General features: G+C 62.0%; 13 protein-coding genes. 3 read left to right on the top strand and 10 right to left on the bottom strand.

Going from position 1 to position 13,257, the window contains the following annotated elements; translation table 11 throughout:
* Positions 1-11: 11 nt before the first annotated feature.
* Positions 12-701: a DUF4197 domain-containing protein gene (locus P7C00_RS06345; RefSeq protein ID WP_102878539.1), complete on the top strand. Its 690-nt coding sequence runs from the start codon at positions 12-14 to the stop codon at positions 699-701.
* A gap of 59 nt (positions 702-760) precedes the next feature.
* Here the strand turns inward: P7C00_RS06345 and P7C00_RS06340 are convergent, their stop codons facing one another.
* The 3 genes from P7C00_RS06340 to P7C00_RS06330 all read right to left on the bottom strand — a co-directional run bounded on the left by P7C00_RS06340 (position 761) and on the right by P7C00_RS06330 (position 6,349).
* Positions 761-1,936 (bottom strand): aromatic ring-hydroxylating dioxygenase subunit alpha, encoded by a 1,176-nt coding sequence (locus P7C00_RS06340; protein ID WP_404938324.1) that lies wholly within the window; start codon positions 1,934-1,936, stop codon positions 761-763.
* A 261-nt stretch (positions 1,937-2,197) separates the two neighbouring features.
* Positions 2,198-5,254, bottom strand: coding sequence for an efflux RND transporter permease subunit (locus tag P7C00_RS06335; protein ID WP_346633445.1), 3,057 nt, complete (start codon positions 5,252-5,254; stop codon positions 2,198-2,200).
* Between the two features lie 6 nt (positions 5,255-5,260).
* Positions 5,261-6,349, bottom strand: a complete 1,089-nt coding sequence (locus tag P7C00_RS06330) for an efflux RND transporter periplasmic adaptor subunit (RefSeq protein ID WP_346633446.1) — start codon at positions 6,347-6,349, stop codon at positions 5,261-5,263.
* 95 nt (positions 6,350-6,444) lie between these two features.
* Between P7C00_RS06330 and P7C00_RS06325 the strand changes: the two genes are divergently transcribed.
* The gene (locus tag P7C00_RS06325) at positions 6,445-7,080 is read left to right on the top strand and encodes a TetR/AcrR family transcriptional regulator (protein ID WP_404938323.1); all 636 of its coding nucleotides are present in this window, start codon (positions 6,445-6,447) and stop codon (positions 7,078-7,080) included.
* Positions 7,081-7,228: 148 nt separating this feature from the next.
* On the opposite strand, the gene P7C00_RS06320 is transcribed toward P7C00_RS06325, so the two are convergent.
* On the bottom strand, positions 7,229-8,011 hold the full coding sequence (locus tag P7C00_RS06320) for a class I SAM-dependent methyltransferase (RefSeq protein ID WP_346633448.1): 783 nt from the start codon (positions 8,009-8,011) through the stop codon (positions 7,229-7,231).
* A 93-nt stretch (positions 8,012-8,104) separates the two neighbouring features.
* Between P7C00_RS06320 and P7C00_RS06315 the strand changes: the two genes are divergently transcribed.
* The gene (locus tag P7C00_RS06315) at positions 8,105-8,722 is read left to right on the top strand and encodes an energy transducer TonB (RefSeq protein ID WP_346633449.1); all 618 of its coding nucleotides are present in this window, start codon (positions 8,105-8,107) and stop codon (positions 8,720-8,722) included.
* A gap of 9 nt (positions 8,723-8,731) precedes the next feature.
* On the opposite strand, the gene P7C00_RS06310 is transcribed toward P7C00_RS06315, so the two are convergent.
* The 6 genes from P7C00_RS06310 to adk all read right to left on the bottom strand — a co-directional run bounded on the left by P7C00_RS06310 (position 8,732) and on the right by adk (position 13,066).
* Positions 8,732-9,430 carry an extensin family protein gene (locus tag P7C00_RS06310; RefSeq protein ID WP_404938322.1) on the bottom strand — a complete coding sequence of 233 codons (699 nt, stop codon included), beginning with the start codon at positions 9,428-9,430 and terminating at the stop codon, positions 8,732-8,734.
* 13 nt (positions 9,431-9,443) lie between these two features.
* Positions 9,444-10,274: an oxaloacetate decarboxylase gene (locus P7C00_RS06305; RefSeq protein WP_404938321.1), complete on the bottom strand. Its 831-nt coding sequence runs from the start codon at positions 10,272-10,274 to the stop codon at positions 9,444-9,446.
* 33 nt (positions 10,275-10,307) lie between these two features.
* Positions 10,308-11,168: a DUF72 domain-containing protein gene (locus P7C00_RS06300; RefSeq protein ID WP_404939921.1), complete on the bottom strand. Its 861-nt coding sequence runs from the start codon at positions 11,166-11,168 to the stop codon at positions 10,308-10,310.
* Positions 11,165-11,467, bottom strand: a complete 303-nt coding sequence (locus P7C00_RS06295) for a hypothetical protein (protein WP_346633452.1) — start codon at positions 11,465-11,467, stop codon at positions 11,165-11,167. Before P7C00_RS06295 ends, P7C00_RS06300 begins: the two co-directional genes overlap by 4 nt.
* Positions 11,468-11,653: 186 nt before the next feature.
* Positions 11,654-12,328, bottom strand: coding sequence for a tRNA (adenosine(37)-N6)-threonylcarbamoyltransferase complex dimerization subunit type 1 TsaB (gene tsaB, locus P7C00_RS06290; protein WP_346633453.1), 675 nt, complete (start codon positions 12,326-12,328; stop codon positions 11,654-11,656).
* Between the two features lie 90 nt (positions 12,329-12,418).
* The gene (gene adk, locus P7C00_RS06285) at positions 12,419-13,066 is read right to left on the bottom strand and encodes an adenylate kinase (RefSeq protein ID WP_346633454.1); all 648 of its coding nucleotides are present in this window, start codon (positions 13,064-13,066) and stop codon (positions 12,419-12,421) included.
* Between the last annotated feature and the right edge of the window lie 191 nt (positions 13,067-13,257).

Genomic DNA, 13,257 nt, shown 5'->3' with positions numbered 1-13,257 from the left:
AGGAAGCCGCCATGCTCCGTACCTCGCTCCGTTTCACCAGCCTATGCGCTGGCCTGCTGATCTCCGCCAGTGCCCTGGCCCTGTCCCTGAGCGACCTGTCCCAGGGTGACGCCAGCGGTGGCCTCAAGGATGCCCTGACCCAAGGCGCACAGATCGCCGTCAAACAGCTGGGGACGCCCGGTGGGTTCAGCAACAACCCCGATGTGCGCATCGAACTGCCGGGCAACCTCGGCAAAGTCGCGAAGAAAATGAAACAGTTCGGCATGGGTGATCAGGTCGATCAACTGGAAACCAGCATGAACAAGGCCGCAGAGGCTGCCGTGCCGCAAGCGCAAGCACTGCTGGTGGATGCGGTGAAGAAGATGACCGTGGCTGACGCCAAGGGCATTCTCGCCGGTGGCAAGGACTCCGCCACCCAGTATCTGGACAAGAGCAGCCGCGAGCAGATCCGCGCCAAGTTCCTGCCTATCGTCAAGCAAGCCACCGATCAGGTTGGCCTGGCCAAGCAATACAACTCCTTCGCCGGCCAGGCCGCGACCCTGGGTGTGCTGGATGCCAAGAGCGCCAATATCGAGGGTTACGTGACCGAGCAGGCCCTCAATGGCCTGTTCGAAATGATCGGCAAGCAGGAAGAGACCATTCGCCAGAACCCGGCGGCTGCAGCTACCAGCCTGGCCAAGAAGGTCTTCGGCACCCTCTGATCCGTCCTGTGGCCTTGCCCACTGCCTAGCGGGCAAGGCCACAAGTTGCCGGCGAGCGCTCAGCGCTCGCCGTGTACTTGCAGACTCGCCCCTTCCCGCACCTGTGGATCGTCCAGCGCAACATCCAGCGCCTGGTGAAACCACTTCAACGCCACTTCAAATCGTCCGTGCCACAGCTGCTCGCTGGCTCCGGCGCGAATCCCTGCCTGTACCTGTGCCGCCATGGCGAAGTCTTCCTCCAGGGCGCTGTAGAGAATCTGATTGTTCTTCTGGAAATAGCGCAGAGCCTGGTCACTGGCCGGCTCCTGCTGCAACAAGGTATGCCCGAGGACTCGTGTGGCCAGCGGCCCGTCAGGAAAGACCGTGGAGAAATCCAGGTGATCGGGCTCCACCAGCACCAGGGTATTGGGCCAGAGAAAATACAGCAGGTTGCCGTGGCGGCGCAGGTCCCACTGGCTCTCGGGCAAGTCCCGCAGTTCCTGCAGATTGCGCTTCACATAGAAGTTGCGGATATGCCGGCCATGGCGCTCGAACAGTCCCAGGTTGGGCCAGAACAGATGATCGATGGTCGCCTGATGGGCCTTGGCGACGTGGTAGTTCTCCAGGAAGGTGTCGATGGTCAGCTTCCAGTTCACCGGGCGGCGAATGTCCTGGGGGTCGAACAGGACATGGCGGTCTATGGCGAAACTGTCGAAATCCGCCAGGATCTGTTCACCGAAGAAGGCCGCAAGGTCCAGGGCCGGTCCTGGTGAATGACGCACCCAGACCGCGCCGAAGCGCTCGGCTACCGGCACCTCGGTCAGGTTCAGGCAAGCCCTCTGGATATCGGCAAAACCATAGGCATGGGGAATGCCTCGCAGTTGTCCGTCGGGGTTATAGGACCAGCCATGATAAGGACAGACAAACACCCGATTGGCACCGGTAACATCGCTCACCAATTGCGTACCACGGTGCTTGCAGACATTCAGGAAGGCCCGCAGCCGCCCCGAGGGATCGCGGCTCAGCAACAAGGGAGCCAGCAGGTCGCGGGTGAGAAAATGCCCGGCGGCAATTTCCGTCGAACGCGCCACCAGCAGGGGTTCCCGGAACAGCATCTGGCGTTCGCGCTGATAACGCTGTTCATCGAGGTAGACCCTGGCGGGCAAGGCACTCGCCGCTTCGGCGCCATCGGAAATGCCCTGCTCGGCCAGCGCCAGGGCTTTCTTGAGTAGCTGTACCTGGGTCGCGTGCTGCATGGGCGCCTCCTGCTGAGATCAGGTTCCCTGGAAAGGGGCCAGGGGCCCTGGATGAAATGCCGGAGCTGGCGCTCCGATCATGGTGCCCTCAACGGCCTGCAGTCCATTGACGACTCCGCGGCCCAAGCCTGCTGGTCCTGGAGCCCTGGCAGCGGATGTTCGAGAAGCGCGTTGCCCAATGGCTGGGAAGCCTGTGCCCCGCAAAAACCAGGCCGGGCAATCTCTACCCGGCCCTGGTTGATGCCTTGCGCGTTGCCCGGCTCAGTCCTTCCTGACCCGGAACCAGGCCGCATACAGCGCCGGCAGGAACAGCAGGGTCAAGACCGTGGCAACAATCAGGCCGCCCATGATGGCCACCGCCATCGGCCCGAAGAACACACTGCGCGACAGCGGAATCATCGCCAGTACCGCCGCCAGGGCGGTGAGCACGATGGGACGGAAACGCCGCACAGTGGCTTCGATGATCGCATCCCAGGGACGCAGGCCGGCCTTGATGTCCTGTTCGATCTGGTCCACCAGGATCACCGAGTTGCGCATGATCATCCCGGACAGGGCAATGGTGCCGAGCATGGCCACAAAGCCGAAAGGCTGGCGGAACACCAGGAGGAACAGGGTGACCCCGATCAGCCCCAGGGGCGCGGTGAGGAACACCATGGCCGTGCGCGAAAAGCTGCGCAGCTGAATCATCAGCAAGGTCAGCACCACCACGATGAACAGGGGTACGCCAGCCTTCACCGAGTTCTGGCCACGGGTCGAGTCCTCGACAGTGCCGCCCACCTCCAGCAAGAAGCCGTCCGGCAGTTCGGCACGGATCGGCTCCAGGGTGGGCAGAATCTGCTGCACCAACGTCGCCGGCTGTTCCTTGCCGTAGATATCGGCACGCACGGTAACGTTGGGCAGGCGATTACGGTGCCAGATCACCCCTTCCTCGAAGCCGTACTCCAGGGTCGCGACCTGGGACAGCGACACGCTCTGACCGTTATCGGTAGGCACTGCCAGGCTTGGCAGCAGTGCCAGCTCTGTGCGCTCCTGCTGGGTTCCACGCAGGAGAATCTCGATCAGTTCGTTGTCCTCACGGTACTGACTGACGGTGGAACCGATCAGCGAGCTCTGCAGGAACTTCGACAGGTTGGCGGTGCTGACACCCAGCGCCCGGGCCCGGTCCTGATCGATATTCAGGTAGACCACCTTGCTCGGCTCCTCCCAGTCCAGGTGAACGTTGACCACGTGGGGGTTCTCCCGCACCTTGGCCGCCACCTTGCGCGCCAGGGCGCGAACCTCTTCGATGTGCTCACCCGTGACCCGGAACTGCACCGGGTAACCCACTGGCGGACCGTTCTCCAGGCGCGTGACCCGGGAGCGCAGGGCCGGGAACTGTTCATTGAGGGTGGCGATCAGCCAACCCCGCAGGCTCTCCCGCTCTTCGATGGTCTTGGCCAGCACCACGAACTGGGCAAAGCTGGTGGCCGGCAGTTGCTGGTCCAGCGGCAGATAGAAACGCGGCGAGCCGATACCCACGTAGGCCACATAGTTATCGATGCCCGGGTGATCCTTGAGCATCGCCTCCAGGCGCTTGACCTCATCGGCGGTGTTGCTCAGGGAAGCGCCTTCCGCCAGTTTCAGGTCGACCATCAACTCCAGGCGGCCGGAGGCCGGGAAAAACTGCTGCGGAACAAAACGGAACAGCATCACCGAGCCGACGAACGCCAGGATGGTCAGGACGATCACGGTCTTGCGCCGCTCCACGCACCAACCCACCACCCGGCGCACGCGCTGGTAGAAAGGCGTGCCATGGGGATTGGACTCGGCGCCGTGCTTGGCGGCGTGGATCTTGGCCAGGTCCGGCAGAAGCTTTTCCCCCAGATAGGGAACAAACACCACGGCAGCAATCCACGACGCCACCAGGGCAATGGTCACCACCTGGAAGATCGAGCGGGTGTACTCGCCGGTGCCGGACTGGGCCGTGGCAATCGGCAAAAAGCCCGCTGCGGTAATCAGGGTACCGGTGAGCATGGGAAAGGCGGTGCTGGTCCAGGCAAAGCTGGCGGCCTTGATCCGGTCGAAACCCTGCTCCATCTTGATCGCCATCATTTCCACCGCAATGATCGCGTCGTCCACCAACAGGCCCAGCGCCAGCACCAGGGCGCCCAGGGAAATCTTGTGCAGGCCTATCCCCAGGTAGTACATGGTGGCGAACGTGATCGCCAGCACCAGGGGAATCGCCAGGGCCACCACCATGCCGGTACGCACGCCCAGGGAGAAGAAACTCACCAGCAGGACGATAATCAGGGCCTCGGCCAGCACCCGGACAAACTCGCCGACCCCGGTCTTCACCGCCGCCGGCTGGTCGGACACCTTGCGCAGTTCCATCCCCGCCGGCAGGCTTTTCTGCAGGCGGGAGAACTCGCCCTCCAGGGCCTTGCCCAACACCAGGATGTCGCCGCCGTCCTTCATCGCCACGGCCAGGCCAATGGCGTCATCACCCATGAAGCGCATGCGCGGTGCCGGTGGATCATTGAAGCCCCGGCGCACATCCGCCACATCACCGATGCGAAAGGTGCGGTCGGCGACCCGAATCGGGAAATTGCGGATCTGCTCCACCGTCTGGAAATTGCCGGATACCCGCAATTGCACCCGCTCGCTGGGGGTCTCGAAGAACCCCGCAGTGGACACCGCGTTCTGTTCCTCCAGCGCCTTTTGCACCGCTGCCAGGGGCAGGCCCAGGGTTGCCAGCTTGACGTTGGACAGCTCGATCCAGATCTTTTCGTCCTGCAGGCCCAGCAGATCGACCTTGCCCACGTCCTTGACCCGCTGCAGCTGGATCTGGATACGGTCGGCGTAGTCCTTGAGCACGGCGTAGTCGAAGCCCTGTCCGGTCAGCGCATAGATATTGCCGAAGGTAGTGCCGAACTCATCGTTGAAGAACGGCCCCTGGATACCCGGCGGCAGGGTCTGGCGGATGTCGCTGATCTTCTTGCGAACCTGATACCAGAGTTCGGGAATCTCGTTGGAGTGCATCGAATCCCGGGCAATGAAGGTCACCTGGGATTCCCCGGGGCGGGAGAAGGAAACGATGCGATCGTACTCGCCGGTTTCCATGAGTTTCTTTTCAATGCGCTCGGTGACCTGGCGCGAGACTTCCTGGGCCGTGGCCCCCGGCCAGTTGGTGCGGATCACCATGGCCTTGAAGGTGAAAGGCGGGTCTTCGCTCTGGCCCAGCTTGGTGTAGGACAGCGCACCGACAATCGCCAGCAACAGCATCAGGAACAGGACGATCTGACGATTGCGCAACGCCCATGCGGAAAGGTTGAAACCCATCGGGGACTACTCCTTGACCGCCAGATTGACCACACGGTTGGAGCGATCCACCGGGCGCACCTGCAAGCCCTCATGGAGCACATGCACCCCGGCTGCCACCACCCAATCGCTGGCGCTCAAGCCTTCGAGCACCGGCACTGTCTTCTCACCGAAAGCACCGACCCGTACCGGCGTCTTGTGCAAGGTGTTGTTGGCATCGACTCGCCAAACGTAGGTCGCGCCACCTTCGGCAGTCAGCGCCGACAACGGCACCGACAGCGACAGCGCATCAGCGCTCTGGATGAACACCCGGGCGCTCTGGCCCAATTCCGCCGGAACCTTGCCGGCACTGAAGGCAATGCGTGCAGCAAAGGTCCGGGACTTGGGATCGGCAGCCGGGGACAACTCACGGATGCGCCCATCGAAGCGTTGGCCCGGCTGGGTCCAGAGCTCAACCGAGACAGGCTGGCCGACCTTGAAGCGACCGTAGTTCTGCTCGGGGAAGCTGATCAGCACCTCGCGCTCACCGTCAGTGGCGAGCGTAAAGACTGTCTGCCCGGCCGCCACCACTTGACCCACTTCCACTGCGCGCTTGGCCACCACGCCATCCTGCGGGGCACGCAGCACGGCATAACCGGCCTGGTTGTTGGCCACGTCGAACTCGGCCTTGATCTGCTTCAGGCGGGCTTCACCGGCACGGTAGAGGTTTTCGGCGTTGTCGTACTGGGAATGGCTGACCATCTGCCGCTCCAGCAGGGTCTTGTAGCGATCACGCTCGGCACGCACCAGATTGAGGTTGGCGGTGGCCGCCGTAACCTGGGCCCGAGTGGCCTCCAGTTGCAGGCGTACATCCTGGGGATCGAGTTCGGCCAGGGGCTGATTGGCCTTGACCCGCTCGCCTTCCTCCACCAGTCGTCGACTGACCTTGCCGCCGATACGGAACGCCAGGTCGGGTTCGTAGCGGGCTCGCACCTCGCCCGGATAACTGTCCGAGGCCCGTGCCGAAGGCTCTGGCTGGACCACCATGGCCGGTCGGACGCCAATTTGAACGGGCTCTTCGTGCCCACAAGCAGACAGAAAAAAAGCCAGGCTGACTGGCAAGGCATAGCGGAACATGGCGGCGACCTTTCGCTAATGGTGCTTGGAATAATTATACTGGCCGGTATGTTATTAATAGCAAACTCACCAGTCCAGTATTAACAGCGAAAAAAATGTCCGACAATCACTCCGCAAACGTTGGGCCAGGCAGGCCCAAGGATCTGGCCAAACGTCAGGCCATTCTCGAAGCAGCGAAAACCCTGTTTCTGAGTAATGGCTACGCCAGTACCAGCATGGATGCGGTCGCCGCCGAAGCCGGCGTTTCAAAGCTCACGGTCTATAGCCATTTCAACGACAAAGAGACCCTGTTCACTGCCGCCGTGGTGGCCAAGTGCGAAGAGCAGCTGCCCACGCTGATCTACGAACTGACGCCCGACACACCGGTGCGAGGCGTCCTGTTGAACATCGCACGAGGCTTTCATCAGTTGATCAACAGCGATGAGTCGGTGAACCTCCATCGCTTGATCATGGCCCTGGGCAACCAGGACCCCAAGCTCTCGCAAATGTTCATTGAGGCCGGCCCCGAGCGCGTTCTGCAGGGTATGGAACGGCTGCTGGGGCGAATCAATCAGCTGGGCACCTTGCACATCGACAAGCCGCGCAATGCCGCCGAGCATTTCTTCTGCATGCTCAAGGGCGGGGCGAACTTCCGCCTGCTCTATGGTTGCGGCGAGCCCTTGAGAGGCGCGGCTGCAGAAGAGCACGTGCAGGAAGTGGTGGATCTGTTCATGCGCGCCTATCGGCCGTAGAAACCGGCATGTGCGGGAGCAGGCTGGTGTAGGAGCTGGTTTGCCAGCGAAGAGGCCCTGAGATCGCCTTCGCCGGCAAGCCGGCTCCTACAACCAGGAACCCTCCCCTGAAACCGCTTTTGCCAGCAAGCCGGCGCCTGCATCGGATTCAGGCCTTGAGGGCCTTCTTCGGGTAGATGTCGTAGCGACTGGATTTCCCTTCCAGTCCATGGCTTGGCTTCGGCCCTTCAATGCACGGTGCCTTGCGCGGGCGCTTGACCACCACCCGATGGCTGGCCAGGGCCAAGGCGGCGGCCAGCAGTGCCGGAGCGTCATTGTCGTCCCCCACCAGCGGCCGGAACAGACGCATTTCCTTTTTCACCAAGGCGCTTTTCTCCCGATGGGGAAACATCGGATCGAGGTAGATCACCTGGGGCGGCTCGCCCTCCCAGTTGCGCATCAGTTCGATGGAATTGCCCTTGAGCAAGTGCATGCGGGCAACGATAGGCGCCACCTCGGCGTCCAGCGCACCACGGGCCAGCCCGTCCTCCAGCAGCGCACCAATCAACGGCTGGCGCTCGATCAGGCTCATCTCGCAGCCCAGGGTCGCCAGGACAAACCCATCCTTGCCCAAGCCTGCCGTGGCATCCAGCACCCGTGGCCGCACGCCCTGAGCAACGCCCACCGCCTTGGCAATCATCTGCCCGCTGCCGCCACCGTAAAGCCGCCGATGGGCCGCGCCGCCTTCAACGAAGTCCACCCGCACCGGCCCTGGCGCATCGGCGCCCAGCTGCTGCAATTGCAGCCCCAGCTCACCCACCTGCAGGGCAAACTCGGCCTCCTCGATCTGCAACGGCAGTCCCAGGCGTTGTGCCCATTGCTGAGCCTGCGGCGCGAATCCAGCGTCCAAGGCCTCGACTTTGATGCGGCAGGCCGCGGGTTGCTCATTCATCTGAAAACACACTCAAAAAATTAATGATCGGCAAAAACTGCCGATAACAGAACTATCGGCCATTTTGCCAGAGCTCAGCGTCGACCGAGAGCAATGTCAGACATTCAACGCACATCGATAGGTTATATCTCGCCCCACGGCGACTATGGCCTGCGCAATTCCCAGGCACTGAGCGGCGTCAGCCATCTGTGGCAGGATTTCTTTGCCCAGGCCCTGGCCGAGCAACAGGGGGAAGGCGCGAACGTTGAAGGGCTGCCTGCGGTGGCCATCGATGGTCCCGTGGAGCCGGTTGGCGGCACCGATGTACTGACGCAGATCGTCAACCAGCGCCATTGCGATGTTCAGGACACCGAGGTTCGCCCCCCTGAGCCGCTGTTCCTGCCGATCGCCGAATTCGAAATGGACCTGCTGGACAAGCCGGCTCCGCCCTTCCCTCCAGAAGAAATCGTTGCCCAGCAACGTCAGCAGGACTTTGAGAGTGGCTGGGTTCGCCCGATCGTGCTCAATGCCGGCCAACCGCTACCGACTCCCGGCCCGGCGCCGGAACCGCGTCCATTGCACCTGCCCATCGCCGAATTCGAACTGGACCTGCTGGATAAACCGGCCGAGCCATTCCCAGCGCAGGAGCTTATCGAACAACAACGGCAGATGGACTTCGACATCGGCTGGGCGCGTCCGCTGATTCTGCAGAACCTGCGCATCGCCGCCTGAGCCCCCTCCTCAGCGACATATCCACCAAGGCCCTACATCCAGATGAAAATGGTTGTGATGGGCACTGTTGTAGTCCGGCCCCAGCACCACATTGAATGCACCACAGGCACCGTCCCGGGCCAGCCGCAAAAAGCGTCCCGCATCACTGTCCTTCGGCCAATCCCTGAGCACGTTGATGCTGCGCCCGTCCGCCAGTCGAAAACCGGCAATGTCCAGGGCATTGGCACTGGCGTGCTGACTGCGAGCACCATTCTCACGGCTGTACATATTGCGGCAGGCAAAACTGCCCAGATGATCGACCCGCGCCACGCGCTGTCCATACACCGCCTGCGCCGCGGGCTGCAGCCCATGGCGCTCATACAGGGCAAAGGCCACCGCCAGCGGGCAGCTGGCGAGAAAGCTGCTGCTCAAGGCAACATCGCCACCTTGCACGCGCAAGGTGTTGCTCAATGGGCAGGCCACATCGCCCCGACTGTCAGGCTGGCGGCTGATGCGCAGGCCGGAGCGGCCAAGCACCTCGTCGCACAACTGCGGATCGTCCCGCAGTCGCGCCAACTTGAAGCGGGTCAACAGATTCGGCTTGGCCCTTAGATCCAGCGGCGCCCAAGGGTTCCAGGCATCCGCCAGCGGCACCCAGCCCAGGCGTATGCCGATCAACAACAAGGCGCCCAGCAACAACAGGACGCCCAGAATTTTCACCACCCGCACAGAATGTCCCGTTTTATGGCTGCTTGAATAATTGATTGATCTGCCGGAACGGCATCGCGCGGTCGGCAAAATCGAAGCAACCGTGCTCACGGATATCTTCCGCAGCCCGGTAGAAAGCCCCGTAGGCGGCCCGGGCCAGGGCCGAACCGACACTGATGCGCTTGACCCCCAGTTCCGCCAATTGCGCCACGCTCAGGTTGAGGCCACCGGACATCAGCACGTTTACCGGCTTGGGCGCTACAGCCCGCACCACCTGCAAAATCTCCTCGGCGCTGCGCAGGGCTGGCGCATAGAGTACATCGGCACCGGCTTCGGCAAAGGCCTGCAAGCGGCGAATGGTGTCAGGCAGATCATCACGGCCATGGAGCAGGTTCTCCGCCCGGGCAGTCAGGATGAAGGGAAATGGCAAGCTGCGCACGGCGGCAGCACAGGCCTCGATACGCTCCACGGCCAGATTGAAGTCATAGATAGGGTCGTCGGCGCGACCGCTGGCGTCCTCGATCGAACCTCCGACCACACCACTGGCTGCCGCCAACAGCAACGCCTGGGCGCAACCTTCAGGGCTGTCGGAAAAGCCGTTTTCCAAGTCCACCGCCACCGGCAGGCTGCTGGCACCGACTATTGCGCGCACATTGTCCAGGGTGTCTTCCAGGCTGACGGCGCCCTCGGCATCCGGACGCCCCAGGGAGAAGGCATAACCGGCGCTGGTGGTGGCCAGAGCCTCGAACCCGAGACCGGCCAGCATCTTCGCGGAACCGGCATCCCAGGGGTTGGGAATGACAAAGGCGCCGGCACGTTCATGCAGGGCCTTGAAGGCATTGGCTCGAAGGGTTTGCGCGTCCATTTGCTCGCTCCAGAAGAAGGCAATGAAACCGCCTCAGAGCAAGCCGAGCTGCTCCGCGGCGGGCTCTCTGTATAACTCAGGCAAGGCGGGCAAGCCAGGCAAACGTTGCATCAGCTGGCCATGAAAGCGGCGGGCCAGTTCAGCAGCCAGTCGATTGTCCGAGGTGTGCAGGAAGACATAAGGGGTACGCCCCTCTTCGATCCAGCCGGCGACCTTGTCGATCCAGGGCACGAGAAACGGATCGTTGGCCTCAAGCTCCGGATGGCCAATGAAGCGCACCTGGGGAAATTGGGTGAACGCCGCAGGACGCGGTGGCACCTTGGGCTTTTTCGATTGGGCGTGCAGCACTGCGGGAGTGGTGGATGTGCAACTGAACAGGGCCCGCGGATCGAGGCAGATCCGCTCGACGCCACGCTCACGCAACAGTCGGTTGAGCATGCGCTCCGCATCGCCCTTGGCAAAGAACTCCGGATGCCGGACCTCCACCGCCAGCGGCCGCTCCAGACCATCGATAAAGCCCGCCAGTTCCGCCAGGCGCTGCGGGGAGAAGGTGGCCGGCAACTGCAGCCACAAGGGCGACACGCGTTCCCCAAGGGGACTGAGCAACTGGATAAAGGTCTCGGCAGCGCTCAGTTGTTCCCGCAGGTCTCCGCCGTGGCTGATATCACCGGGAAACTTGGCGGTGAAACGAAAGTGCTCGGGCATGATCTGGGCCCAGCGCTGCACGGTGCCGGGCGCGGGCCGTGCATAGAAGGTGGTGTTGCCTTCCACGGCATTGAAGACCTGGGAATACAGGCCGAGGAAATCATTGGGTCGTGCGTCCTCCGGGTACAGGTACTCACGCCAGGCGTTTTCGCTCCAGGAAGGACAACCCAGGAAATAAGGCAGCATCAGATATGCAGATCGAGCCCCACCACTTCCAGATCCCAATCGACAAAACCGGCGGTGGTCAGGTAGCTGGCCAGGGCATTGGCCACGCTCCTTTTCATCGCGCGCTGAAAGACCATGTCCTGTGGACGGGCGGGGAGATTACCGGTGCGGGGAGCAGAAGCCTGGGAACGGCTTTGGGCCGAAGGTTCGGACTGGACTTCAATGGCCTCGGCATCGTCCAGAGACTCATCTACCAACGCCAAGCCTTTACGAGGCTTGCGCTTGATGGGGTAGGACTGAGAGGAGATGCCGTCTATGCGCATACTGAAAAGCCCGGGGTCAATGATGGCAATTTAGCGGCACTGCTTCGACTTAGCAAATGCCCAAGTGATAACTAGAACACAGAAAAGCCAAAAGGTTTAAAACCGCGCAGGATCGACTCTGAAAACCAGACGATTGGCCGTTTTACACCGAAGAAATCTGAACCCCCGCAGACACTTGGACAACCCTCAACGGGCTTTGGGCGTGGCCACCTTGTCGCGCAGATAGACCGGTTGCGCATCGTCAGCGACTATCGCCTCGCCCCGCTCCCAGGCGAATTTAGCCAGGGTCAACAGGTCTTCAGCGTGGGGCAGCATGCCCGCATCCTGACCACTGAGCGTGACCGCGATGCGCTCGCCATAACCCCAGCCGGTGCCCGCACCAAACCAGTCTCCAGCGGCGTCTTCCGGCAAGGCGGCGACTTCTGGCGGCAACACCGCCTCGGCCCCCACCAGACGCATTTCGCCGGCCGTTTCCCGATAGCAACCCCAGTAGACCTCATCCATGCGCGCATCGATGGCCGAGGCAACCTGGGTCGCACCGTGCTCACGCAAGGCGCGCTGGGCCAGCACCGCCAGGTTGGACACCGGCAGCACCGGACGTTCCAGGGCGAAGGCCAGCCCCTGCACCACGCCAATGGCAATCCGCACGCCGGTGAAGGCGCCAGGTCCACGGCCAAAGGCAATGGCATCCACCGCTTGCAAGGTGGTACCGGCATTGGCCAGCAGTTCCTTGATCATCGGTAACAGCTTCTGCGCATGCAGGCGGGGGATCACCTCGTAATGGCTCGTAACCTTGCCGTCATGCAGCAAAGCAACGGAGCAAGCTTCAGTCGCGGTGTCCAGGGCCAGCAAGGTGCTCATCGGGGGTTCCATCGGCATTGAAAAAAGTGACGCATTATAAACAGCAACGGCCCGCAAGCGGGCCGTTGAACGATCAAACGATCAGGCAACTCAGCTCAGGGCTTCGAGCACCTTGGCGGTGATCACTTCCACCGAACCTACGCCAGGGATATGGCTGTACTTCGGCTTCCCCTGAGCGGCGGCCAGCTGCTGGTAGAACTCCACCAGTGGCTTGGTCTGGGAATGGTAGACCGACAGGCGATGACGCACAGTTTCTTCGGTGTCGTCCTTGCGCTGCACCAGGTCTTCACCGGTGATGTCGTCCTTGCCAGCGATCTTCGGTGGGTTATAGACGGTGTGGTACACCCGGCCCGAAGCCTCATGCACACGACGACCGGCGATACGCTGGACGATCTCTTCGTCGTCAACAGCGATTTCCACTACGTTGTCCAGCTCCACACCGGCTTTGACCAGTGCTTCAGCCTGAGGAATGGTGCGCGGGAAGCCGTCGAACAGGAACCCATTGGCGCAGTCGGCCTGGCTGATGCGTTCCTTGACCAGATTGATGATCAGGTCATCAGACACCAGGCCACCGCTGTCCATCACGCTCTTGGCCTTGAGGCCCAGCTCGGTGCCGGCCTTGACCGCAGCACGCAGCATGTCGCCGGTGGAGATCTGTGGAATGCCGAACTTTTCGGTGATGAACTTTGCCTGAGTACCTTTACCGGCCCCGGGAGCTCCCAGCAGAATTACGCGCATCGATGTGCTCCTCAATTTTTTATTTAGAAACGCTCGGATTCGCCTCGTGGGGCCAATCTCAAAAATAGGATAGTGACCGCCCAAACGGCCAAAGGCTGATCAAGATACACAGCCGACACAGCGCACACAAGCAGTCGAAAGTCGGAGGAACCCGGCCCTTTTGTGCCCCATCGGCACGGTAGAACAAGTCG

The organism is Pseudomonas sp. JDS08PS003 (genome assembly GCF_045013505.1).
In the GTDB taxonomy this organism is placed as follows: Bacteria; Pseudomonadota; Gammaproteobacteria; order Pseudomonadales; family Pseudomonadaceae; genus Aquipseudomonas; species Aquipseudomonas protegens_B.
This window is presented reverse-complemented; position numbering and strand designations above follow the sequence as displayed.